This is a genomic window from Chitinophaga varians, from assembly GCF_012641275.1.
Taxonomy (GTDB): Bacteria; Bacteroidota; Bacteroidia; order Chitinophagales; family Chitinophagaceae; genus Chitinophaga; species Chitinophaga varians_A.
Map to the genome: position 1 here is coordinate 2,985,587 of NZ_JABAIA010000001.1, position 23,162 is coordinate 3,008,748.

The 23,162-nt window shown below is 49.4% G+C and carries 14 protein-coding genes; 9 read left to right on the top strand and 5 right to left on the bottom strand.

Annotated elements, in window-relative coordinates:
• Positions 1–72: 72 nt before the first annotated feature.
• Positions 73–1,026 carry a methylenetetrahydrofolate reductase gene (locus HGH92_RS12200; RefSeq protein ID WP_168870988.1) on the bottom strand — a complete coding sequence of 318 codons (954 nt, stop codon included), beginning with the start codon at positions 1,024–1,026 and terminating at the stop codon, positions 73–75.
• Positions 1,027–1,197: 171 nt separating this feature from the next.
• Here HGH92_RS12200 and lptB point away from each other — a divergent pair, with 171 nt between their 5' ends.
• The 3 genes from lptB to fabG are packed head-to-tail and all read left to right on the top strand — an operon-like array spanning position 1,198 to position 4,275.
• Complete coding sequence (gene lptB / locus HGH92_RS12205) at positions 1,198–1,959, top strand: LPS export ABC transporter ATP-binding protein (RefSeq protein WP_168870989.1); 762 nt, start codon at positions 1,198–1,200, stop codon at positions 1,957–1,959.
• Between the two features lie 19 nt (positions 1,960–1,978).
• Positions 1,979–3,508 (top strand): GH3 auxin-responsive promoter family protein, encoded by a 1,530-nt coding sequence (locus HGH92_RS12210; RefSeq protein ID WP_168870990.1) that lies wholly within the window; start codon positions 1,979–1,981, stop codon positions 3,506–3,508.
• Positions 3,509–3,525: 17 nt separating this feature from the next.
• Positions 3,526–4,275 (top strand): 3-oxoacyl-[acyl-carrier-protein] reductase, encoded by a 750-nt coding sequence (gene fabG / locus HGH92_RS12215; RefSeq protein ID WP_168870991.1) that lies wholly within the window; start codon positions 3,526–3,528, stop codon positions 4,273–4,275.
• Positions 4,276–4,340: 65 nt separating this feature from the next.
• Here fabG and HGH92_RS12220 read toward each other — a convergent pair whose 3' ends face one another.
• Together HGH92_RS12220 and HGH92_RS12225 are read right to left on the bottom strand one after the other, a co-directional pair.
• Entirely contained in the window at positions 4,341–5,798 is a 1,458-nt protein-coding gene (locus HGH92_RS12220) for a SusD/RagB family nutrient-binding outer membrane lipoprotein (protein WP_168870992.1), read from the bottom strand.
• A 30-nt stretch (positions 5,799–5,828) separates the two neighbouring features.
• Positions 5,829–9,026: a SusC/RagA family TonB-linked outer membrane protein gene (locus tag HGH92_RS12225; protein ID WP_168870993.1), complete on the bottom strand. Its 3,198-nt coding sequence runs from the start codon at positions 9,024–9,026 to the stop codon at positions 5,829–5,831.
• A gap of 372 nt (positions 9,027–9,398) precedes the next feature.
• On the opposite strand from HGH92_RS12225, the gene HGH92_RS12230 reads away from it, so the two are divergent.
• From HGH92_RS12230 to HGH92_RS12250, 5 genes are all read left to right on the top strand, one after another.
• Positions 9,399–9,959 carry an RNA polymerase sigma-70 factor gene (locus tag HGH92_RS12230; protein WP_168870994.1) on the top strand — a complete coding sequence of 187 codons (561 nt, stop codon included), beginning with the start codon at positions 9,399–9,401 and terminating at the stop codon, positions 9,957–9,959.
• A gap of 99 nt (positions 9,960–10,058) precedes the next feature.
• Entirely contained in the window at positions 10,059–11,123 is a 1,065-nt protein-coding gene (locus HGH92_RS12235; protein ID WP_168870995.1) for a FecR family protein, read from the top strand.
• Between the two features lie 369 nt (positions 11,124–11,492).
• The gene (locus tag HGH92_RS12240) at positions 11,493–14,537 is read left to right on the top strand and encodes a TonB-dependent receptor (RefSeq protein ID WP_168870996.1); all 3,045 of its coding nucleotides are present in this window, start codon (positions 11,493–11,495) and stop codon (positions 14,535–14,537) included.
• A gap of 24 nt (positions 14,538–14,561) precedes the next feature.
• The gene (locus HGH92_RS12245) at positions 14,562–16,046 is read left to right on the top strand and encodes a RagB/SusD family nutrient uptake outer membrane protein (protein ID WP_168870997.1); all 1,485 of its coding nucleotides are present in this window, start codon (positions 14,562–14,564) and stop codon (positions 16,044–16,046) included.
• Between the two features lie 124 nt (positions 16,047–16,170).
• Positions 16,171–19,191, top strand: a complete 3,021-nt coding sequence (locus HGH92_RS12250) for a glycoside hydrolase domain-containing protein (protein ID WP_247654873.1) — start codon at positions 16,171–16,173, stop codon at positions 19,189–19,191.
• Between the two features lie 69 nt (positions 19,192–19,260).
• Here HGH92_RS12250 and HGH92_RS12255 read toward each other — a convergent pair whose 3' ends face one another.
• Entirely contained in the window at positions 19,261–20,154 is an 894-nt protein-coding gene (locus HGH92_RS12255; RefSeq protein ID WP_168870998.1) for an SMP-30/gluconolactonase/LRE family protein, read from the bottom strand.
• Positions 20,155–20,292: 138 nt separating this feature from the next.
• Between HGH92_RS12255 and HGH92_RS12260 the strand changes: the two genes are divergently transcribed.
• The gene (locus HGH92_RS12260) at positions 20,293–21,345 is read left to right on the top strand and encodes a nucleoid-associated protein (protein WP_168870999.1); all 1,053 of its coding nucleotides are present in this window, start codon (positions 20,293–20,295) and stop codon (positions 21,343–21,345) included.
• A 185-nt stretch (positions 21,346–21,530) separates the two neighbouring features.
• Here HGH92_RS12260 and HGH92_RS12265 read toward each other — a convergent pair whose 3' ends face one another.
• A complete protein-coding gene (locus tag HGH92_RS12265; protein ID WP_168871000.1) occupies positions 21,531–23,021 on the bottom strand; it encodes a stage 0 sporulation family protein in 1,491 nt (496 codons plus the stop codon).
• Between the last annotated feature and the right edge of the window lie 141 nt (positions 23,022–23,162).

Consider the following 23,162-nt stretch of genomic DNA (forward strand, 5'->3'; position numbering starts at 1 on the left):
ATATGAAAGAAAAGCAAAAAAGGGAAAGACTTTCGTCATTCCCTTTTCTTTTTATATAAAGTCGGTTAAATGTTATACGATCGCTTCCACTGCTTTGCGTACCACCTGCGGTTTGCCGAGGGTATAGTAATGGAGCACCGGCACGCCAAAGGCTTTTAATTCTTTGGACTGCTGGATCAGCCATTCGGTGCCTACCTGTTCCACCTCCTTATCAGTTTTGCAGCGCATAATTTCGCTGGACAGCTCCGTGGGAAGGTCTACATGGAAAATCCTGGGAAGGATGTTCATTTGTTTTTTGGAGGTCAGGGGTTTCAGTCCCGGGATAATCGGTACTGTGATGCCCATTTCGCGGCATTTGGCTACAAAATCGAAGAATTTCTGGTTGTCGAAGAACATCTGAGTAACGATGTAATCCGCTCCCATTTCCACTTTCCGTTTGAGGTAGCCCATGTCTGTCTGCATATTGGGCGCTTCGAAGTGTTTTTCCGGATAGCCGGCCACCCCGATGCAGAAGTTGGTTTTTACGCCGCCCTGCAGGTCGTCTTCCAGGTACACGCCATTATTCATATGCACCACCTGGTCCAGCAGTTCGCTGGCATAGCTGTGGCCGTGCGGGTCCGGTTCAAAAAATGTTTCGTTTTTCGGAGCATCGCCTCTGAGCACCAATACGTTATCGATGCCGAGGAAGGCCAGGTCGATCAGGGCGTTTTCCGTTTCCTCCCTGCTAAAGCCGCCGCAGATCAGGTGAGGGACTGCATCCACCGTATAGTGGTTCATAATAGCGGCGCAGATACCTACCGTACCGGGGCGTTTACGGATTTCCACCTTCTCGAACGCGCCATCGGCCTTCTTTTTGAACATATGCTCACTGCGGTGGTAGGTTACATTAATATAAGCCGGCTTGAAGTCCATCAGCGGGTCCAGATGGTCGTAGATGGATTCAATGCTCTTTCCTTTCAGCGGGGGAAGGATTTCGAAAGATATCAGTGTATCCTTCGCCTGGGCAATATGTTCTGTTACTTTCATGTGTTATGGAATTTGTGGAATAATGGCTGTTTGGGTAAACCTTATTCCGACTGAAAATTTACGGGGGCAAAAATAACATATCCCCTCGTCAATCTTGTATGATTTTTCATCTTGGGCGAACTATGACTAGGCCAAGTGAATGAATTGTTTAATTTTGCTAAGTTTGATCATATGGCATTAAGAATACATACGGACCAGCTGGTAAAGCGCTATGGCGCCCGGACGGTGGTAAACCACGTGTCTGTTGAGGTTTCCCAGGGGGAGATTGTAGGGCTGCTGGGCCCTAACGGAGCGGGTAAAACTACCTCCTTTTACATGGTTGTCGGGCTTATTAAGCCGGATGAAGGGAATGTTTACCTCGATGAGGTGAATATTACCAAGCTGCCCATGTACAAAAGGGCCAAAATGGGTATTGGCTATCTGCCGCAAGAGGCGTCTGTGTTCCGCAAACTCAGTGTGGAAGACAATATCGCCGCTGTGCTGGAGATGACCAACCTGAAAAAGGCCGAGCAGAAAGACAAGCTGGAAGCGCTCCTGAGCGAATTCCGCCTGACGCATGTCCGCAAAAGCCCCGGGGACGTACTGAGCGGGGGAGAACGCCGCCGTACGGAAATCGCCCGCGCGCTGGCGGTAGATCCCAAATTTATCCTGCTGGACGAACCTTTTGCCGGTATCGACCCTATTGCCGTGGAAGATATCCAGTCTATCGTAGCCAAACTGAAATACAAGAATATCGGTATCCTGATCACAGACCACAACGTACAGGAAACATTGTCCATTACTGACAGGGCTTATTTATTGTTTGAAGGAAAAATCCTGAAATCCGGGTCGGCAGAAGAACTGGCTGAAGATGAACAGGTGAGAAAAGTGTATCTTGGCCAGAATTTCGTTCTTCGGAGGAAGAATTACCTGGACGAAGCAGCTAAACAATAAAAACACGCTACTCCTATATATGAAGATTTTAAGTCCTGCCATATCACAACTCGCACGTCTGCGCATGGGGCGCATCGCCTATTTTATGCAATATCCCGTGCAAGTACAGCAGCAGGTATTCCAAAACCTTATTAGCGCCGCTCAATACACGGAGTTCGGCAAACAACACGGCTTTTCAAAGATTTATAAGATAGAGGAATATAAAGAAAGGGTACCGGTACACACGTACGATACCATCAAACCCTATATTCAGCGCACCATGGAAGGCCAACAGAACGTACTGTGGAATACGCCAATCAAATGGTTCGCCAAATCCAGCGGCACCACCGCTGATAAAAGCAAGTTTATACCCGTAACCGTTGAAAGCCTCGACGAGTGTCATTACCGTTCCGGGCGCGACGTTATTTCCCTTTATTACAATAACTTCCCTGACTCCGACGTATTTACCGGAAAATCGTTGATCATCGGCGGCAGCCACCAGGTCAATAAACTGTCGGAGGACAGCGATTCCTACTGTGGCGATCTTAGCGCCGTGATGTTGCAGAACATGCCCTTTTATGGTAACATGATCCGCACGCCCGACCTGGAAATAGCCCTGATGGACGAATGGGAAGAAAAAATAGAGCGCATGGCCAATGCCGTGATCCACGAAAACGTGACCTCCATTGCCGGCGTACCTACCTGGACCATCGTACTGATCAAAAGGATATTTGAGCTTACCGGTAAAGATAACCTGGCAGACGTATGGCCCAACCTCGAACTGTATATGCATGGCGGCGTAAGCTTTACACCTTACCGCGACCAGTTTGCAAAACTGATCCGTAACCCGCTGATGCACTACCAGGAAACCTATAACGCTTCGGAAGGCTTCTTTGCCGCCCAGGACGTAATCGGTGAAGAAGGCCTGCTGCTGTTCCTTAACCATGGCATCTTCTACGAGTTTATGCCGATGGAGGAACTGGGCAAGGAAAATCCGCGTACCCTGCAGCTGCAGGAAGTGGAAACCGGGAAAAATTATGCCCTGGTTATCAGTACCAACGGCGGACTATGGCGTTACCTGGTAGGAGACACCATACAGTTTACCTCCCTGCTGCCTTATCGCATCAAGGTGAGCGGACGTACCAAATCGTTCATCAATGCTTTCGGTGAAGAAGTGATCGTGGAAAACGCCGATATGGCTATCGCCAAAGCCAGCGAAGCTACCGGCGCCGTTGTGAATGACTATACCGCAGCACCTGTATATTTCAGCGACGAAGGCAATGGCGGACACGAATGGCTCATCGAGTTTGAAGTGGCGCCAACAGATATAAACACCTTTGTATCTGTACTGGACAATACCCTGAAATCCATTAACTCAGACTACGAAGCCAAAAGGCATAAGGACATCGCCCTGCGCCCGCCGGTAGTACATGTACTGCCCAAAGGCACTTTCTGCGAATTCCTGAAAAGCAAAGGCAAACTGGGTGGCCAGCACAAAGTGCCCCGCCTGAACAACGACCGTAACTACCTCGAAGAAATTCTGAAGTTTGCGGCAACCATGAACACTTAAAACCTATCAACTATAACATGAAATTACTGGAGAACAAAGTAGCGATTGTAACTGGCGCCAGCCGTGGTATTGGAGAAGCGATAGCTTTGAAATTTGCAGAACAGGGAGCCAACGTGGCTTTTACTTATGTAAGTTCTGATGAAAAGGCGAAAATCCTGGAAGAAAAACTCCGCGCGCTGGGAGTACAGGCGAAAGCATATAAATCAAACGCCGGTGTTTACGAAGAGACAGAAGTGTTGGTAACTGAAGTGCTGAAAGAATTCGGAAAAATTGATATCTGCGTGAACAACGCCGGTATCTCCAAAGATAACCTCCTGTTGCGCATGAGCCCCGACCAATGGGACGATGTGATGAACATCAACCTGAAAAGCGTGTACAACATGACCAAACAGGTGATCCGTCCGATGATGAAAGCCAAATCCGGCAGCATCATCAACATGAGCTCCGTGATAGGCATCATGGGCAACGCGGGCCAAAGCAGCTACGCCGCTTCCAAAGCCGGTATCATCGGATTCTCCAAATCCATCGCACAGGAACTGGGCAGCCGTAACATCCGTTGCAACGCCGTAGCTCCGGGCTTTATCGAAACAGATATGACCAGCTACCTGAAAGAAGGTGAGCAGGCAACCAGCTACATTCAGCAAATTCCGCTGGCCCGCTTCGGCACACCGGAAGATATTGCCAATGTATGCCTCTTCCTGGCTTCTGATATGAGCAGCTATGTTACTGGTCAGACGATCAGCGCCTGCGGCGGCTTATGTATGTAATCTCCTATTACAGATAAAAAAAACGCGGGTGTGTATCACCCGCGTTTTTTGTTGTGTGGTTATCCTTATTTTTCCCACCATACTTTGGTGTTGATCTTGTCTCCTCCCATCTGCTCTACTACCTTCAGGTAGTTGTCTGTATTGTTTACCTTAACAGAGACCGGATAATATAACCTGTTAGGCATCTTCTGATCATTATACATAAAAGTAGTGGTAGGCAATACGGGCAGGCCTGTACGGCGATGCTCAAACCATTGCTGGTAATCTGTGAAGAAAAGCGCAAAATACTTTTGCAGCATAATGCGGTCCAGCGTACCGTCGTATTTAGTGCTCTCCAGCGTGAAGTAATTGTCTGGCATCACGCCTCCCCACATCTCAATAGCAGCTTTTACACCTTTTTTGTAGTGATCTTCCGCTGTGGCGGCAGGGATAATGTTCCGCTGCGCCAGTTCTGCCTGGATCAGTTCCACTTCTGCGTAGCTGAGTATCGGCACGATCATCGGTGCGATCACCAGTCGCTGCAGCAGCCCGGAAGGACTGTAGTTGACGCTGGTAGGGGATTCCATATAGTTCACCGGCAAGCCTTTATACCCTATGTTTTTGTTGTTCTTATCCTTTGCCTGACCGGCAAACAAGGCTAAGCGCGGATCTTTGAAGTTGTTCAGGTTGTTGATAAAGAAATCGAAATACACGCGACCGGTGCTGAAATCCTGCGGCCTGCTCCAGGGGGAGATATTAGGCGTGGTACCGGTGATGCTGAGCACGGCGGCTTCGGCATTGCTCTGGAATACCGGGTACTTCGTTGCGTCCTGCAACATAGCGGCCATGATGTCTGCATTGCCGGGCAGTTTTTTCATGGTGCGCAGTAACAGGCGGAGACGGAGCGAGTTGGTGAACTTTCTCCATTTGGTCAGGTCATTGTTGAAAAGGATATCGGCAGCATACATGGTGGTAGTGCCGGTATTATACAATGTATTGGCTCTTTCCAGGTCTGCCAGGATGGTTTTGTAAACATCTTCCTGCTTGTCGAATGTAGGGAAGAAGGTGCCCTGTTCGCCGCTCAGGGCGGTACTCATCGGAACATCGCCGAAACAGTCTGTCAGCATGGAATAAAACCATGCTTTCAGCGTCAGGGATATCGCGAGGTAGTTATTGTTGTTCAGTTTAATGGCAGACAACTCCATTTCGCGTGCATTGGCAAGGCACTGGTAATACGTGGCCCAGATGCCGTTACCAATATCTTCCCGGAAATCGTACAGGTAAGTCTGGTCTTCTACAGATTCATTGGGGTATCCGCCGGCAATCTGCATCAGCTCAAAAGTGAAGGAGCGGCTGCGGCTCATGCCGTAGGACGCACCGTTGTAAATGGTGGGATTCAGCAAAGTGCCCGGAGTAATGGTTTCCAGGCGGTTAGGATCTTTATTGGTCTCCACAAAGTCCTTGGTACAACTGCCCAGTAACGCAGTGGCCAGTACAGCGGCATATATGGTTTTAAAGCGGTTGCTTAAGTTCAGAGATATCATGGTTATGCTGATTTCAGTAACAGAGATCGGTTATAATTTTACTTTCAGGTTGAAGCCAAAAGTAGACGGTGTCGGCATCTGGCCTACTTCCACACCGGTAAGGATACCTGTTCCGCTGGCTTGTGTGGCCACTTCCGGATCATAAATCGGGAAATCGGAGATGGTTGCCAGGTTACGTCCGTATATGGCGAGGCTCAGGTTCTGTATTTTGGTGCGGTTGAACCATGTTTTCGGGAAGTTGTACTCCAGTGACACTTCACGCAGTTTGATGAAGGAAGCGTCAAAGGAATTGGCTTCAGTGTTGTTCAAACGGTAGTACTGCGCATAATAATCGGCTGGTCTTACTTTTACCGTGTTAGGGCTGAAAGAGCCATCTGCATTTTGTACTACGCCTTCGCCAACGATCCATCCTTCTTCTCTGCCTTTCAGTGTGTGTCTCAGCTTACCCTGTTCTGTCATTTTGTGGTGGGAATGAGAATAGAGCGTACCACCCAGCTGTCCGTCGACAGTAGTGCTCAGCCTGAAACCTTTGTACGTCAAGCTGTTGGTCCAGCCGGCTCTCCATTCGGGGTTGGTGTCGCCTACGTATTCGGTGACCTGCGTTACACTGGGAATGCCGTTAACGTAGATGATCTGGCCGTCCGGGGCGCGCTGGAACTTAAGACCGTAGAGTGCAGAAGCTGTTTGTCCTTCTACGGCGGTCAGTGTGGCGCTGGAAGAGCTCATGATAGACAGTTTGCCGCCCAGGCGGGGATCGAGGCTCAGCACTTTACTGCGTGTAGCCGCCCAGGTGATAGTGGTGTTCCAGGTGAAGTTTTTATTCGTCACTGGTGTGGCACTTAAGATCAGCTCCAGGCCCTGGTTGCGGACTTCACCGGAGTTCAGCAGCGCGGAAGCAAAGCCGGTGGCTCTTTCCAGGGGAACAGAGAGGATCTGGTTTTTAGTGCGGGTACGATATACAGATGCGTCGAGCTTCAGGCGGTTTTTCAGGAAAGCCACTTCGATACCTGTTTCCACGCTGGTGGATATCTCCGGTTTGAATTCCAAATTATACAGTTCTGAAGGTGCTTCAGCGGAGCTGGGGAAGCTGCTGCGGCCATAGTATTTGGCCGTTCTGCCCGGTTCAGTGTCGTTACCTACCTGGGCAAGTGACAGGCGGTATTTCAGGTAACTGATGGATTTAGGCAGCTGTACCATTTCGCTGATGATCATGCTCAGGTTGGCAGAAGGATAGAAGAAAGACCAGTTGGCTTCCGGCAAGGTGCTGGACCAGTCGTTTCTGCCCGTCAGGTCCAGGAAGATCATGTCCTTGTAACCCAGGTTGACGAGGCCATACAGGCTGTTTACTTTTTTCCTGGAGTCGTAGGTGGCCACCAGCGGGTTGCTGATACCGTTGGTCATCTTGTAAACGCCGGGCACCACCAGTCCGATCAGGGTGTTGTCGGTACGGTCGTAGCGGCTGCTCATGGCGTTACCACCGGCAGATGCGGTCAGGGTGAATTTGTCCTGCATCCATGCATTCTTGTAAGACAGGAGGAAGTCGGTATTGATTTCCTGCGTGTATACGGTTTGTTTAGTGTAGAAACCTTGCCCATAGCGGTTAGTATCATATGGACGGCGTTGGTCCCTGTTCTGGTGGTTGGTGTTGATACCACCGCGCAGCATCAGGGTGAGTTTGGGCGCCAGTTGAACATCGGCTTTCAGGTTGCCGGTGATGGCGTTGCCACGTAAGCCGTTGGTGATATCTTCCGCAATAACGAACGGGTTATCGATAAAGGAGCTGTAAGGGCGTATCATGCTGATGCCTTCCGCTCCCGGTTTCCATTTTGCCCTGTACCAGTCGAGGTCTACGTTGGGGTTCTGGAAAATCATGAAATAACCGATGGAGTGGTTGTTATAACCGAGGCCCGGCAGGTTGTCGCTGGATTTATTGGTATAGTTTACCGCAGTGGACAGCCTGATGGCGTTAGATACTTTGTATCCGGCGTTAACGGCAGCGGTTATACGTTCAAATCCGGTGGTGGGCATGATCCATTTGTTGGAGGAATGCGTAACGGAAGCGCGGATAGAACCGTCCTGGCCGGAGTTTTCGAGCGACAGGGTGTTGGTGACCGTACGGCCTGTCTGCCAGAAGGATTTACGGTTGTCCTTATAGGGTTGCCACAGTGTTCTTTCTGAACCGGTGCCCATTTTAACGGGGTCGTACTGGAAATAGTATTGTCCGTCGAATTTAGGGCCGAAGGCGCTGCTGCTGCCACCGGTGCTGCGACCGTCTTCCGTAGCGCCATAGGAGTAATACAGTTCACCTTTGGCGTTGTAGTTGGTTTTACCGTCGCCCTGGCCGTATTCATATTGCCAGTCGGGCCAGCGGGTGATCACATCAAAGCTGGTGTTGTTGTTGAAAGAGATGCCCAGTCCTCTTTTGGCTTTAGCGCCGGATTTGGTGGTGATCAATACGGCGCCGTTGGCAGCGCGGCTACCATACAATGCCGTTGCACCGGGGCCTTTGAGGATACTTACGCTTTCAATGTCGTCCGGATTGATATCTGATATACCGTTACCGAAATCGACCGGAACGTCGATAGAAGCATCGCCGCCCATATAGCCGTTGGAGGCTCCGGAAGTGGTGAGGCCTCCGTTTACGGGTACACCGTCTACTACCACCAGTGCAGCGTTGCCGTTGGAGGTAAGGGAGTTGGTGCCGCGAAGCCTTATCTCCTGCGAGTTAAGCGGGCCGCCGAGAGAGGCGATATTTAATCCGGCTACTTTGCCACGCAGCGCATCAGACCAGTTGTTGGGCCTGGAATCGGTCATGGCTTCATCGTTAAGGGTTTGTTGTGCATAACCCAGTGCTTTCTCTGCTCTTTTAATACCAAGAGCGGTCACCACCACCTCATTGAGCTTGCCGGTAGTTGTTTTCAGACGTACATGCAGATTGGACGCATCGTCATTGAACACCAGCTGCTGCTTTTCATAACCCATCATGGTGATATAAAGCTGTGCGCCGGGAGTAAGGGACTTGATGTCGAAGGCGCCGTTTACGTCGGTGATGGCGAGGAGCTTGCCATTGGCCATGATAGCCGCGCCCGGGATAGGCTCACCTTTGTCGAAAGACTCTACGCGTCCTTTCACATGGACGGGCTGTTGGGCATATAGGTGGCCCGATAGCAACAGTACAGTAGCAAGGCCCAGTGGTCGCTTCAGATACTTTGTAAATTTTTTCTTCATGCTTTGACTGGTTTAAAAAAAATTTTTAAACCGCAAAGCAATAGCACCACTGTTATGGGGACATTAATAAACCGTTACAAAACCGTTAAGTTGTTGACAATCATCTTCATATAAATTTAACTCACAGCATGGTGAAATTTTGATGACGATTACAGATAGAGGCAGGGGAGATATTGTTATTTTTTTTACACATCTCGGCGTTATTTCCAACAATTTGTCAAATACCTCCGGACTTATCGTATCTTTTCATGGACGTATAACATATATTTGTTTGCGACCGATGAGCAATGAAGTGAGCAATGACGTGAACGATGGAGTGACCGTACAAGTAGCACTACAGCCAGTATAACAGCGTGTCAGGATCTGAATACTTTGGAATCGAGTTTACATATCAATCAACATAAACAACAGTTACCGGCTTTTGAAGGGCTCTTCAAAACGTACTATGCTGCGCTCTGTACTTTTGCGTTTGATTTTGTAAACCGTCATGAACTGGCGGAAGAGATTGTACAGGACACATTTCTCAAAGTCTGGGAACGTTATGATGACCTGAACATACAGATATCAGTAAAAGCGTACCTGTACAGGGCTGTTCAAAACAATTGCATCAACTACGTTAAGCAGGACCGTATCAGGGCCCGCTATGGCCATGAGCTGCTACAACAGCTGGAATCCCGTATTAACTTAATGAATATGCCTGCTGCACTTACACCGGCAGAAAGGCTGGAGAGCGCGGAGCTGGAACATATGGCGGAAAAGGCGATCCGGAAACTGCCGCCACAATGCCAGGATGTATTCCGGCTAAGCCGCTTTGAACAGTTGAGTTATCCCGAAATTTCCCGCCAACTGGGCATTTCCGTCAACACTGTGAAAACACAAATGACCCGGGCATTACAACGTCTGCGGAACGAGCTGTTGCCACTGCTGAAATAAATACCAAAATTTTTTTTTCTTGTTTGTCACCCTATGGGGACAAAAAGATTGTCTTACTACTTGTTTAAAAATATGCAGCCTAACTATTTACCTGGGCAGATGGATGATCTGATAGTGCAATTCTTGTCTGGTAATATTACGCCGGAAGACCAGCAGGAGCTGGAAAAATGGATAGATGCCAGCCCCGGGAACCGGGAATATTTTATACAGCTGCGGGATGCCTGGATGGCCGCCGCGGCAACAGGTCCGTATAATGCAGAGGCGGCCTGGGAGGAAATGCGACAGGTCAACGCGCCGGTGTCCGTCAAAAGATGGAAACAGGTGCTGAAAATGGCCGCCTCCTATACGTTGCCATTTGTTTTAGGGGGTGGAGTGGTGTTTTCCTGGCTTACGCTGAAAAAAGGACAAGGAGACCAGGGAGTGGTGACGGTGACCAGCCCGAAAGGAGCGACGACCAAAATAGAACTGTCTGACGGCACAGAAGTATGGCTCAATGCCGGCAGCAAGCTGGAATACGCCTCTTCCTTCAATACCGCCGGCAGGGAAGTGAAACTGGAAGGAGAAGCGTTTTTTAAGGTCCATACAGATTCCCGGAAACCATTTACCGTGAAGGCTTCTGATCTCAGGATACTGGCACTGGGCACTTCATTTAACGTAAAGGCCTATCCGGAAGACAAAGGCGTGGTGACCACCCTGGTGGATGGGGCCGTTCGGATAGATGGCAGCAGCACCGCCAATCCGTTTAAAATAATGCTAAAGCCACATCAGCATGTGGTGTATAAACAGACAACAGAGGCACCAGCTGCCGGTAAAAACACCAGCAGCCACGCCGCTGCCCCGGCACCGGTGGAAACAAAAGAAGTGAGCAACACTGATATATACACGGCCTGGAAAGATGGTAACTGGATCGTAACAGGTCAGACACTGGAAGAAATGGCTGTCACCATGGAGCGCAGGTTTAATGTAAATGTTGACTTCAAAGAAGACGAATTGAAAAACTACCGGTTCAGTGGCACATTCCGCCAGGAAACACTGGAGCAGGTGCTAAATATCCTGAAACTGACAGCACCCCTGGACTACAGCATAGAGGAGGGAACAGTGAGCATCAGCGTGGATAAAGTATTGAAGGAAAAATATGCCAACGCACTGCGGAACGGTAAATAGCCGGGAGGCAGGCCAACAGAACAACAATTATTGAACCTGTAAAAACCAATGAATGAACAGTAAGAACAACTGAAAAAAATTGGGGTAATGCGACTTACCCCAATCCAACGAAAATCACATAGTGTGCAGTAGCCTTTGCGACGGGCGTTCTGCCGTAATTCATCGTTTAACTAAAATCTATACAAGTTTATGAAATCCACTCTAAACTTGGCGGCATTTCTTTGCCCCAGGCGAAAATTATTCCTAATGATGAGAATGACGGGATTGCTAATTTTCGGAAGTATTCTACAAGCATCTGCCACCATTTCCGCACAAGACCGAATTAGCGAACTACACGCAGAAAACAAGAGCGTCCGTGAAGTTTTCAAAATGATTGAAAACAGCAGTAACTACCGCTTTTTTTACAATGAGAACTTTGCAGACCTGGACAAGGCAGTGTCCATTGACGTGAAAAACAAAAAGATCAACGATGTACTTGGCCAGCTGTTCTCCACCGCCAATGTCACCTATCGCGTATTGGAAAACAATCTGGTGGTGATCACCCCGGTGAATAACCAACAGATGAAAATTACCGGTCGCGTAACCGACGCCGGCACACATGAGCCGCTGCCCGGTGTCACCATCGCCGTAGAAGGCACCTCCGGTGGCGCCGTAACCGACGCCAGTGGCCACTTTTCCGTACAGGTACCTTCCGGTAGCGCCACATTGGTGTTCTCCTTTGTAGGGTATGTACAACAGAAAGTACCGGTAAATAACCGCACAGAAATCAACGTAAAACTGGACGCAGACACCAAAAAGCTGGAAGAAGTAGTGGTGATGGGCTATACTACCACCACCGTGAAAAACCTCACCGGCGCGGCACAATCCGTAGGTGGCGCCAAACTGAAGGACGTACAGGCCACCAGCGTGGATAAAATGCTGCAGGGTAAAGTCAGCGGTGTATTCGTAGGCAACAGCTCCGGCGACCCCGCTGCCACCCCTACCATCCGTATCAGGGGCAATGGTACGCTTACTGCCGGCAACGCTCCGCTGGTGGTGGTAGACGGTATCATTGGCGGTCTGCCCAATCCCAGCGATATAGAAACGGTAACGGTGCTGAAAGATGCTGCCGCCACCACCCTGTACGGCGCCCGTGCTGCCAACGGTGTAATGGTCATCACCACCAAACGCGGCAAGGCAGGTAAAACACAGGTGAACTTCCGCACCAACGTTGGCTCCGCACAACTCAATACCGGACGTTTCCATCTCATGAACGGAACACAGCTTTACGACCTGCAAACAGCTGCCGGCAGAAAACTGGACCCTTCCATCAGAGACATCAACACCAACTGGCAGAAACTCGCCTTCCAGAACGCTTCTAACCAGAACTATGAACTGTCTGCCCGCGGCGGTAACGAAAAAACCAAGTTCTACCTGGGCGGAAACTACTATAAAGAAGATGGTATCCTCAAAGGTACCGGCGTAGAGCGCTTCAGCGCCCGCCTCAACCTCGATCATAACATCACTGAAAAACTCCGTGTGAGCGCCAACTTCGCAGCGGTACAGCAGCGCGACCAGGACAACTCCGGCGGGTCATTGTACCAGTATTACACCAACCTGCCATGGGACAAACCCTATGACGCACAAGGCAGACCAATCAACCCGATCAATACTGACGTGTGGTACGGCCGCGATATGACCAACTTCCTCTATGATCAGCAATATAACTATGATAAACACACCCGGCAGTCCCTCGAAGGCTTGCTGAAACTGGAATACGACATTACCAAATGGCTGTCCTTCAGCACTACCAACCGCGCGCAGTACTATCACGACCGCAACGAAAGCAATGGTGACGTGAGAACTGCCGCCGGCGCTGATGACCGTGGCAACCTGTACAACTATTACCTGGACACTACCGTATATATCAGCTCCAACCTGCTGAAAGCCCGTTACACCGTCAATAAGGTGCATAATATCGATGGACTGGTGGGTGCAGAGTTCCAGCAGGTTAACTGGGGTAATATCAATGCCAAAGGAAAAGGTATCCTGGCCGGTAAAGACGTATTGGGCGCCACCTCTTCCCCTATGTCTATCGGCGGCACCAAAATAGACCGTGTGTTCAATTCCTATTTTATTCAGGCTAACTATAACTACAATTATAAATACTACTTCACTTCTTCCTTCAGAAGGGACGGTTCTTCCAAGTTCGGCGCCAACCAGCAGTATGGTAACTTCTATGCTTTTGGTGTGTCCTGGGCTGCCTCTGAGGAAAACTTCATTAAATCCATCAAAGCTATTACCAACCTGAAAGTAAGGGCCAGCTATGGTACCACTGGTAATGCTGAAATCGGTGACTATGCTGCTATCGGCGCCTACGCTATCAATACGCAGTACAATGGTTTCCCTGGTGCATATCCCAGCATTTACAATGTGCCTAACCTTTCCTGGGAAAAAGCATACAATACCAACATCGGGTTTGACCTGGGGCTGTTCAACCGGATCAACCTCAGCGTAGATATTTATCAGAAAGACAACAAAGACCTGTTGTTTAATGTACCGTTGCCTGGTACCGCCGGCTACAGCTACATTTCACAGAACGTAGGCGGTGTGCGCAACAAGGGTATTGAAATCAACCTGAGCACAGATAACCTAGTGGGTGAGTTTAAATGGAGCACCGATTTCAATATCGGTTTCAACAAAAACACCGTACGTGATCTCTATGGTGGCAAAAACTACATCATCGATCCGTTGAGCGGCTACTTTATCCTGCAAAAAGGCCAGGACATGCGCAGCTTCTACATGCGTAAATGGGCCGGTGTAGATCCCAGCAACGGCAACCCTACCTGGGAGAAGGTCACCACCGATGCTGACGGAAAGAAAACCGTTACCACTACCAGCAATTATAACGACGCTACTCTGCAGATCGTAGGCTCCGCCACGCCTAAATTCTTTGGCGGCATGCGTAACGTATGGTCTTACAAAAACTTCCAGCTGTCTGCCTTCCTGGCCTTTGTTTCCGGTAATGACGTATACAACAGCACCCGTGAACTGATGGACAACGATGGCGCCTACTACACCTATAACCTGATGCAGCTGGATAAAAACTGGAACCGCTGGCAGAATCCCGGCGATAACGCCACACATCCGAAATATGTGATCGGCGGCAATAAGAACGCGCATAAACCCTCTTCCCGTTTCCTGGAAGATGGCAGCTACCTGCGCCTGAGAAACGTAAACCTGAGCTACTCACTGCCCAAACAATGGCTGGACCGTGTGAAGGTGAGCAATGTGCGTGTATCCGTGGGCGGTGACAACCTGTGGACCCTTACCAAGTTTTCCGGCATCGATCCGGAAGTTGACGACCGCGGTATCAACGGGACTAAATATCCCTTCAGTACCAAATGGTTTGCCGGACTTGAAATCAATTTTTAACAGGGTGCAAAAAAAGATATTATCATGAAGCAGATAACCAAATATATTGCAGGGCTCTCACTGGTGGCTTTTACCGCCTCCTGTTCGCTCGATAAAGAACCATACAGCGCTATACCCGACGACGGTGTACTGAAAGATGAAACCAAATGGCCTGCCGCTACCGCCGGCAACTATGCCTTGCTCAAAGAGGAAAACTTTACCCGCAACTATTTCCAGATGGGAGAGTTCCCCAGCGACGATGTGGCGCTGAGCGGCGCTACCACTGACCCGCTGTTTTACTCTTACACTTATGGCCATCTTACCAACCAGGGTAATACCGGCCAACTGTGGCGTATGGGATATAAAGCTATTAACGGCTGTAACAGGCTGCTGGAGGTAATGTCGGAAGGAAAGTCGCCCGCAGTAAATCAACTGATCGGTGAAAACCTGTTCATCCGCGCATTTGTCCACTTTGCGCTGGTTCGCTCTTTTGGCCGTCCATACAGCCAAAGCCCGGAAACTAACTTAGGCGTTCCCGTTATTACAAAGTACGATATAACGGCAACGCCTAAACGTAACACAGTGAAAGAAGTGTATGCCCAGCTGGTAGCTGACCTCTCCCGCGCGAAGGCGTTGATGAACGATGACAACAGTAACAGCTACGCCTCCAAAAGCGCTGCCATGGCATTGCTGGCAAGAACATACCTCTATATGGGACGTAACGATTCTGCTGCCATCTATGCGGATTCCGTGATCACTGGCGGTAAATATTCACTGCTCAGCACCGCTGAACTGCCCCGTTATTTTACCAAAAGCAACGAAAACAATAATGAAACCATTTTCGCGATTCACCATACCTTACAGGATGACCGTACCTGGAGTTCCATCGGCTCCATGTATTATATGTCGCCCGGTGGTATGGGATATGGTGAGATGTATGCCTCCCAGTCCTATCGCACCCTGTTGGATAGATTTCCGCAGGACGTACGGCATGCCTTTGTACAGCCGGTATATCTGAAAGCGCAGTCTGGCCAGGATTCTGTTGATGCCAATGGCAATAAGGTAATGGCCGCCCGTAACAACGTTCCCAAATGGTACATCCTGAAATACTCCAACCAGGACAACGTGCCTACCCTGAGTTCCCCGGTAGTGCTGCGTTTGGCGGAAATGTACCTGATACGCGCGGAAGCCAATGCCAAAATGGGTAAAAACGATGCAGCACTGGCTGATGTGAATATCATCCGGACCCGTGCGGGCCTGAGCGGCAACGCATTGTTTTCCTCCGCCAACATGCAAGGGTATGCCTCCGCGTTGGACGTGGTATTGGACGAGCGCCGGCTGGAGCTGGCCTTCGAAACACACCGCGTGTTCGATCTCTTCCGCAACAACAGGAATGTTTTCCGTGATTATCCGGGCGTACAGCCGGAACATCCGCAAACTATCAAATACACCGATGCCAGAGTGGTACATTTTATCCCTGAATCGGAAATCCTGCTGGACCCCAACCTGATACAAAATCCCATACAATAACCAATAGCCGGAAAGCCCCGTACCACGGGGCTTTCCCATTTATGTAATTATCGGTGAAAATAACCGCCATCCTGCGTAAATTCAGCCCCGCAGTGACCATATGAAAAATGTAAAATAATTATTGATGTATCAATCTAACCACCATGACCGCCTCGTGCGGAAAGGCTTGATGCTGGCAGGTTTTACCTTTACTTTCCTCGGCGCGGTTAACGCCCAGCAGATAAAGTACACCGCCGGCAACAATAACTGGGATGCCGATTCTCTCGGTAACCACCGGGCAGTAGTGACTTTCAACGGTACCGCCGGACCGGCCCGCGTAGTTATTCCGTGGCGCCGCCGTGACCAGCACCCGGAACTAAAGCGTATCATTGTGCAGGACGCGCAGACCAAACAGCCGGTCAGTAACGTCTTTCCCGTGTCCATCAACCGCGAACAAGGGGACATCGTCTTTGATCCGGTGTCCGGCAAAGGGACCTATTATATCTATTATCTCCCTTATAAAAACGAAGGAAGGGCCAATTACCCGAAAGGGGTATACCTGCCAGCGGAACCCGCCGGCAGCAATAGCTGGGCGAAAACAATCGCTGTACCGCCCAGGCCCAATACAACGGTAAAAGAGCTGGAAGCCATCGATACCTTCAACACATTTTATCCGATGGAAGTGATAGCTACCGCTGCTGAAATGAAACAGCTGCTGCTGCGTCACCCCGGCGCCGGTTACCTCGTATTCCCCGAAGACCGCACTTTTCCTGTCCGCATGACCCGCGACCTGCCGCAACGCTGGATACAGCAAGGACCTTCACAGTCCTTTGCCGGTCAGGCCGACAAAGGAGAGTACTACGCTTTCCAGCTGGGCATCTACGCCCTCCATGCGCTGAAGCAGGTACAGGTCAGCTTCAACGATCTTAAGACGACAGACGGAAAAACGATTCCCGCGTCTCAGCTGCATTGCATTAATACTCATGGGACCACCTACGACGCGCAGCCTTTTACCGCTGCTGTCAACGTGCCGGAAGGCACGGTGCAGGCCATGTGGTGCGGTATCGATGTGCCGGCAGATGCCGCTCCGGGCGTATATAAGGGCATCGTCACCATTCACCCGGAAGGCATGCCTGCCATGCCGGTGAGACTGACACTCACCGTGACCGGTAAAACGGCCGTCAACAGCGGGTTTAACGAACCATGGAAACAAACCCGCCTGAAATGGCTCAACTCCACGCTGGCACAGGATAATGCGGTCATAGCGCCCTATACGCCGCTGGAGATGAAAGACAGTGTCATCAGCCTCCTGGGCCGTAAGGTAGGTATCCATAAAGATGGTTTCCCTGCACAGATACAGACCTTCTTCACCCCTGAAATGACATCACTGTCCAACCAGGCGAAGAATATCTTTACTGAACCCGTACACTTCCACTTCATCGCGGCGGCAGATGGCAAAGACCTGAAATGGAAAAACAATGGCTGGCAGATTACCGGCCGTGAAGCCGGCAAAATCAGCTGGAAAGCCACCAATACCACTTCCGGCCTGCAAATGGACGTGCTGGCAGCACTTGAATTTGACGGCTATATGGACTATACCGTGAAAGTGACCGCCCTGGAAGACGTTTCCCTGAAAGATATCACCCTTCACCTGCCTTTCGAAAAAGGAGCGGCCAAATACATGATAGGGCTCAATCAGAAAGGAGGCCTGCGCCCTGAAAAAATAGACTGGAAGTGGGACGTGCAACATAAAAACCAGGATGGCGCCTGGCTCGGCGATGTTAATGCCGGCTTGCAGTTTACGCTTCGCGATGAACACTATGTACGGCCGCTGAATACCAATTTTTATCTCCAGAAGCCGCTACTGTTACCTGTTTCATGGGGCAATGGAGAAAAAGGCGGTATCACGATCGGAGAAAAAGGGAAAGCTATCCTGGTAAATGCGTATAGTGGTGAACGTACGCTGCATAAGGGAGATACGTTGTATTTTAATTTCCACCTGATCATCACGCCATTCCATCCTGTAAACACAGACTTCCAGTGGAGCACCCGTTTCTATCATAAATACAATAACCTGGACAGCATCAAAGCTACCGGCGCTACTGTGGTCAACATCCACCATGGCAATGATATCAATCCATGGATCAACTATCCGTTCATTGAATGGAAGAAGATGAAGGATTATATTGATGCGGCCCATCAGAAAGGACTGAAAGTTAAGATATATAACACCGTACGCGAGCTGTCCAACCATGCCTGGGAAACCTTCCCGCTGCGCAGCCTGGGCCACGAGGTGTATAGCCCCGGCAAAGGCGGCGGTTTCTCCTGGCTGCAGGAACACATCGACAGTGACTATATCGCGGCGTGGTTTGTTCCTGAGTTTAAAGACGCCGCTATTATCAACAGTGGCATGAACCGCTGGCACAACTACTATGTGGAAGGTATGAACTGGCTGGTGCAAAACGTGGGCATCGACGGCATCTACCTCGATGATGTGGCCTTCGACCGGGTGACAATGAAACGTATTAAAAGAGTGCTCACTCAGGACGGTCATCCGGGTATTATAGACCTGCATTCTGCCAATCAGTATAATAAATCAGATGGCTTTATCAACAGCGGCATGCTCTATATGGAACATTTCCCTTACCTGAACAGGCTTTGGTTTGGAGAGTATTTTGATTATGAAAACAACAGCCCTGATTTCTTCCTCACAGAAGTGAGCGGCATTCCTTTCGGCCTTATGGGTGAGATGTTGCAGGACGGCGGTAATCCGTGGAGGGGCATGGTATATGGCATGACCAGCCGTATGCCATGGTCTGACAATGCAGATCCGCGGCCTATCTGGAAAGTGTGGGATGATTTCGGTATGCAGGGCACTAAAATGATTGGTTACTGGGTAGACAATAACCCGGTTAAAACCAATAACCCGCTGGTGCCGGCAACCATCTACAGGAAAGACGGTGCGGTATTGATATCGCTTGCCAGCTGGGCCAAAGAAGATACCACGGTACAGTTGAATATCGATTGGAAAGCACTGGGCATAGATCCTGCAAAGGCGGTGATCACGGCGCCGGACGTACGTAATTTCCAGCAGGGCCGTACGTTTGCCAAAGACGCGCAGATACCCGTCGCTAAAAACAAAGGCTGGCTGCTGATTGTGCGTTAGCCGGATATATATAATCAAAGCAAAGGCCCATTGACATTGGTCAATGGGCCTTTGCTTTGATTGATAGTATTAATAACGTTTCCCGGGAATATCTGTGCGGAAGGTTTCCACGCACTTACGGTCCTGTAGGGTAACATATACTGTTTTACCGTCTTTATCACCGAAGATAAGGTTGCTGCAGTTTTTGCCTTTGAGAGGAACTTCGCGGATAAGTTCTCCTTTGGGGGAGAAGACAGCAATCACGCCTTTGCCCCAGCGGGCTATATGCAGGTTACCAGCTTTGTCGCATTTCATGCCATCGAGGCCAAAGTCAGGGAAAGAGGTGAAAAGTGTTTTGTTGGAGATGTTGCCGTTTTTGTCCACATCATATTTCCAGACTTTGCGTTGGACACTTTCGTTGACGTAAAGTGTTTTTTCATCCGGGCTCAGTTCAATGCCATTTGTAGTGCCCATGCCGGTTTCCAGCAGTACGGCCTTGCGGTTGGGGTCTATGCGCCAGATCTGGCCGCCACTGGAGGCCCAGGCAGGATCTGAAGCGAAGATCTGATCCTTTTTATTGATGCAGAGGTCATTGGGCTGGTTAAACTGGCTGGAATGCACGTATGCGCTGATTTTGCGGGTTTTCATGTCTACCCGTAACACGTTATGTCCTTTGAAGTCGGGGAGAAACATATCTCCTTTGCTGTTGAAGTTGACACTATTGCCTACACTGCTGTCGGGCAGGCTCACGAATATTTCCCCTGCGCCTGTTTTGGTGTTGATCTTGCCCACAGTGCCGTCCCGCTGGAAGTTGACCACATAGAAATTACCGGCTTTATCGAAGTTGGGGCCTTCAATGTTAACGGAGAACATATTTTCGGCGGTAAGGTCCCGGGCCTGATAAAGCGGGCGGTCAGTATGTTGGGCTAACGTGGAAAGGCCATGGCAGGCCATCAGCGCCATCAGAGAGAGATGTCTTTTCATGAGCTAGAATATTTGAAGGGTTAAGTTACTCAAGAATTACCGATTTTTTAACGGAGATCTGCATACGGGAAAGGGCAGCGACAGGGGTGGGGGCTATCGTCGAGCGGGACTGTCAACTTATTTCTTAATTTTGCGCCCATGATTCATGTTTCGGAATTCAAAGACCTTGCTCAGCTTACGATTCATAAGGTAGGCAACTCCGCTAATGATGAGCCGCTTCTTTTTTCAAAGGCGCCATTGAAGCTGGAAGGTGAGACGATTGCCCAGCTGCTGTGTACCTATTTTATACAGCCGTTTGCGAATTCAGCGGAATTTTTCCGCTTTTATCATGAGGCAGATTTACAATTGAATGAAATATTTCAATATTGTCGCCGTATATTTACTGACGAGAATGAATTTCAAGAGCAGTCTGTTAATATAGCCAAACATCTATATAAACATTCCACCCATCCCAAAGTGAAAGGCGGAGAGCTTTATATAGCGTACTTTAGCAAATGTCAGGTGGATGGTGAAGAAGTTGCGGCCATAGGCATATTTAAATCGGAAAACCGGGATACCTATCTGAAAGTGTTTTTGTCTGATGAGAATTATCAGGTGGACTATGAAGATGGTATTAATATAAATAAACTTGACAAAGGTTGTCTGATATTTAATACAGAAGAGGATAACGGTTTTAAAGTCAGCGTAGTTGACAGTACCGGCAAACAAACAGAAGCAGTTTATTGGAAAGACGCGTTTTTACAGGTGCAGCGCCGTGAAGACAGCTACCATCAGACGGAGACTGCTGTGAATATGTGTAAACAGTTTATTCACAACAAGCTGCCAACCGAATATGAGATGGACCGTGTAGATCAGGTAGATTTATTAAATAAATCAGCTGCATATTTTAAGGAAAAAGAACAGTTCCAGCTGGAAGATTTTGCACAGGAAGTATTAGGCCATCCGGACGCGATTGCATCATTTAAGGAATTCAGGAACGAGTACCAGCAAGCGTATCAACAGGAGATCCCTGATGAATTTGATATTTCGGCCCCGGCAGTAAAAAAACAACAAAAGGTTTTTAAGAGCATACTGAAACTGGACCGCAATTTCCATGTGTATATTCATGGTAACCGCGAAATGATTGAGCGTGGATATGATGAAGCCACAAACCTGCACTACTATAAGCTGATGTTTGAAAACGAGTCGTAGGCGAAGTAGGCCACAGGTAGCCGTGTTGTTGAATTGGTGAGGAGAGAATGATCAAAATATTATTAAGTTTTTCTCATAAGCAAAAACCAATTGTTAACAAAGGCTGCCTCATCTGGGCGGCCTTTTAGTTTTATATATCTACTTAATTAAGCAAAAAAAAGACAACCGTTACGGTTGTCTTTTTTTTATCCTTTGTTATTGTTATCCGGTTTGGGCCTGGGTTTGTGCCTTGGGGGGCGACGGTCCTGTTTAGGTTGTCCGCCTCCTTGTCCCTGTTGGTTTCCCTGGTTTTGCGGTGGCTTTTGTCCCTGTTCCTGCCGGGGTTGTTGTTCACGGCCTTGTCTGGGTTGTCCGCCTTGCTGGCCTTGTCCCTGGCGTTGCTGATTGCCGCCGCCGCCGCGTGTTTCCTGTTTGCTCCTGTTACGGTCAGGATGATGGCGTTCGTGGCGTTCATGCCGCTGTTGGGCTGACTTTTGTTCCTGTTTCGGTTCGTTTTTGGGTTGTCCGCCCTGCTTCGGCTGTTGTTCTCCGGCTTTTTGCTGTTTCTGGCGGTCTTTGTCCTTCTGCTTACGTTTCTGGACTGTTTTTTCCAGCGATTTGAGGCTGATCTGGCCTACCACGTCAGCGAAACCGAGGTCGGTTTCCTTAGGTTTGGCCGTCACTACTTCCACCGCTTTCAGTTCTTCAGGTTTCACGCCCTGCCGGTTGAGCTGGCGGATTTCTTTTACCCTGGTGATGGTGAGCGGATATTGTTTGTTGCTGCCTTCGTAGGAATACCACATGAGGCTTTTGAAGATGTCCCGTTTCTGCAGGTTGGCAACGCCGCCTGCGGTTTCGATGGTATCAGCATCGTCGGGGAATTCTTTCAGCGCATCGAGATAGGTGTCCAGTTCGTAGTTGAGGCAGCATTTCAGGCGGCCGCATTGTCCGGACAGTTTAGCCTGGTTGATGGACAGGTTCTGATACCGGGCAGCCGTGGTGTTGACACTTTTAAAGTCAGACAACCAGGTTGAGCAGCAGAGCTCGCGTCCGCAGCTACCGATGCCACCTACTTTTCCGGCTTCCTGGCGGGCGCCGATCTGGCGCATTTCCACCTTGGCGCGGAATTCAGAGGCATATACCTTGATCAGCTCACGGAAATCGACACGGTCGTCTGCGGTGTAGAAAAAAGTGGCTTTACGGCCATCGGCCTGTATTTCTACTTCTGCCAGTTTCATTTCGAGGCCCAGGTTACGGGCGATGGCCCTGGATTTTATCAGGGCATCTTTTTCGCGGGCCTTGTTATCGGCCATCCTTTGCAGGTCGTCATTGCTGGAACGACGTAATACTTTTTTGATCTCGGGGGTGTCTTCAGCACGTCTTTTCTTCATCTGAAGTTTTACCAGCTCGCCCGTGAGGCTCACTGTGCCAACATCGAAACCACTGACACCTTCTACGGTTACCATCTCACCCTTGTCAAGGTGCTGCCTGGTAACATTGCGGAAGAAGTCCTTACGGCTCCCGTTGTTGAAACTAACTTCTATAATATCGAATGGTGCTAAGCTATCGCCAAGCGGAATATTGGACAGCCAGTCAAATACATTCAGTCGGTTACAACCTCCCGTACTGCATCCTCCATTACTCTTACATCCTGACGGCTTTCCTTCCACACCCGTACCACATCCGGCACAAGCCATATTAATAAATAGTTTAAATTTTATAAATAAGCATTTCAGGTTACTCCAATCCTTTAAAATACATTTTTCCCTTCAGAAAAACAAAAAGGACGGGAGATGACAAAGGTAAGGAAATGCCATGACAAGAGGGGAGCGGCTTTC

Bases quoted from the DNA above. Each gene is read 5' to 3' on its own strand.
- HGH92_RS12200 (WP_168870988.1), bottom strand. From the start codon at position 1,026: ATGAAAGTAACAGAACATATTGCCCAGGCGAAGGATACACTGATATCT.
- lptB (WP_168870989.1), top strand. From the start codon at position 1,198: ATGGCATTAAGAATACATACGGACCAGCTGGTAAAGCGCTATGGCGCC.
- HGH92_RS12210 (WP_168870990.1), top strand. From the start codon at position 1,979: ATGAAGATTTTAAGTCCTGCCATATCACAACTCGCACGTCTGCGCATG.
- fabG (WP_168870991.1), top strand. From the start codon at position 3,526: ATGAAATTACTGGAGAACAAAGTAGCGATTGTAACTGGCGCCAGCCGT.
- HGH92_RS12220 (WP_168870992.1), bottom strand. From the start codon at position 5,798: ATGATATCTCTGAACTTAAGCAACCGCTTTAAAACCATATATGCCGCT.
- HGH92_RS12225 (WP_168870993.1), bottom strand. From the start codon at position 9,026: ATGAAGAAAAAATTTACAAAGTATCTGAAGCGACCACTGGGCCTTGCT.
- HGH92_RS12235 (WP_168870995.1), top strand. From the start codon at position 10,059: ATGGATGATCTGATAGTGCAATTCTTGTCTGGTAATATTACGCCGGAA.
- HGH92_RS12240 (WP_168870996.1), top strand. From the start codon at position 11,493: ATGATTGAAAACAGCAGTAACTACCGCTTTTTTTACAATGAGAACTTT.
- HGH92_RS12245 (WP_168870997.1), top strand. From the start codon at position 14,562: ATGAAGCAGATAACCAAATATATTGCAGGGCTCTCACTGGTGGCTTTT.
- HGH92_RS12250 (WP_247654873.1), top strand. From the start codon at position 16,171: ATGTATCAATCTAACCACCATGACCGCCTCGTGCGGAAAGGCTTGATG.
- HGH92_RS12255 (WP_168870998.1), bottom strand. From the start codon at position 20,154: ATGAAAAGACATCTCTCTCTGATGGCGCTGATGGCCTGCCATGGCCTT.
- HGH92_RS12260 (WP_168870999.1), top strand. From the start codon at position 20,293: ATGATTCATGTTTCGGAATTCAAAGACCTTGCTCAGCTTACGATTCAT.
- HGH92_RS12265 (WP_168871000.1), bottom strand. From the start codon at position 23,021: ATGGCTTGTGCCGGATGTGGTACGGGTGTGGAAGGAAAGCCGTCAGGA.